General features: G+C 67.5%; 2 pseudogenes. Both read left to right on the top strand.

From position 1 onward, the window contains the following. Positions 1 to 561 (top strand): annotated as a pseudogene (locus BN903_RS14600) (glutamyl-tRNA reductase); the annotation flags it as partial. A 717-nt stretch (positions 562 to 1278) separates the two neighbouring features. Beyond that, positions 1279 to 1490, top strand: a pseudogene (locus BN903_RS14595) (Nif3-like dinuclear metal center hexameric protein); the annotation flags it as partial.

The following is a 1490-nucleotide window of genomic DNA, read 5'->3' as shown; positions in this document are numbered from 1 at the left end:
CCGGCCGGCTCGTCTGTATCGACATCGCGCAGCCCCCGCGACGTCGACCCGGCGGCGGGGGCCCGCGAGGGCGTGACCGTCTACGACATCGACGACCTCGAAGACGTCACCCGGCGGACCCGGGAGAGCCGCGAGCAGGAGGCCCGCGAGGTCGAGTCCATCATCGACGAGGAGTTAGCGCGCATTCTGAAGGCGTACAAGCGTAAGCGCGCCGACGACGCCATCTCGTCGATGTACGCCGGCGCTGATCAGGTGAAGGCGCGCGAGCTCGACCGCGCGATGTCGAAGCTGGAGGCACAAGGCGACCTGACAGAGGCGCAGCGCGAGACGGTCGAGGACTTGGCGGACGCCTTGGTCGGCCAGCTGCTCGCGGCACCGACCCGGTCGCTTCGCGACGCGGCCGGCGAGGACGACTGGGAGACGATCCGGACCGCGCTCCGCCTGTTCGACCCCGAGTTCACGCCCGAGGCAGACGAGGCGGCCGAGTCCGACGCCCCGGACGCGGGGATCGGTTCGCCCGACGCGATCCCGGACTCCGTCGCCGAGGAACTGGACGATTAGATCGGTTCCGGTGTGACCCGGGTCCGTTCTGTCCTGTACTGTTCCGTCGCGGAGAGATCTCTCTGAGATCGTCGCGACCGGTTAGCGAACCAAGCGGGGAGCAGCAGAGCGACGACCACCGAAGCCCCAGCCGCTCGCTACGACGTAGTTGCTGTCGATGGGACGACCTCCGAAGCCTCAGCCACTCGGCTGTACAACAGTGTTTCTGCTTATAAACGGCTGATCGACACGAACACCACCGAAGCCCCAGTCACGAGGCGGGCAGACGCTCGCTGTCGTTCGAAAGGCGCGAAGCGCCTTTCGTGATGACGAGAGAGCTTCGCTCTCTCGAACCACGCACCTCGTCGCTCGTTTCACTCGCTCCTGCGGTGCTTACGTCGTCATCAGAACGCTCCGCGTTCTGATTGGCTCACGAGAGCTTCGCTCTCGTGAACGCCTATTCCCGCCTCGTGACTGCCCCTTTGAGTCTCACCCGCACCGCAACCGCACCTCACGCCTCCCCAGCCTCGTCGGGCGCATCCCTCGGGCTCCCTACGGTCGCCCTCGGTCGCACCCGACTCCCTCGCGCGTGCTGGCTCGCGGCCTGTCGGCCGCTCGCAGGCACGCGCCACCGCATCAATCTAAACGGTCGCCTGCGACGGGGTCCCTCGTCCGGGACAAAATCGGTCCCCGCCGGACCGTCGCGTCTTTACTTTCCCGTCGGATTCACGGATCTGTATGGAACTCTCCGAGTACGTCGACCGACTCGACGAGCGACTCGACACGGCCGCGTACGCCGATGTCGACGCGAGCGCGAACGGACTTCAGGTGGGGCCGGACGATGCCGAGATCGAGCGCGTCGCCTTCGCGGTCGACGCCGCGCGGGCGACGATCGAGGCCGCCGCGGACGCGGGCCCGGACCGTCCTCGTGGTCCACCACGGGCTCTCGT

Source organism: Halorubrum sp. AJ67 (assembly GCF_000513435.1).
This window is presented reverse-complemented; position numbering and strand designations above follow the sequence as displayed.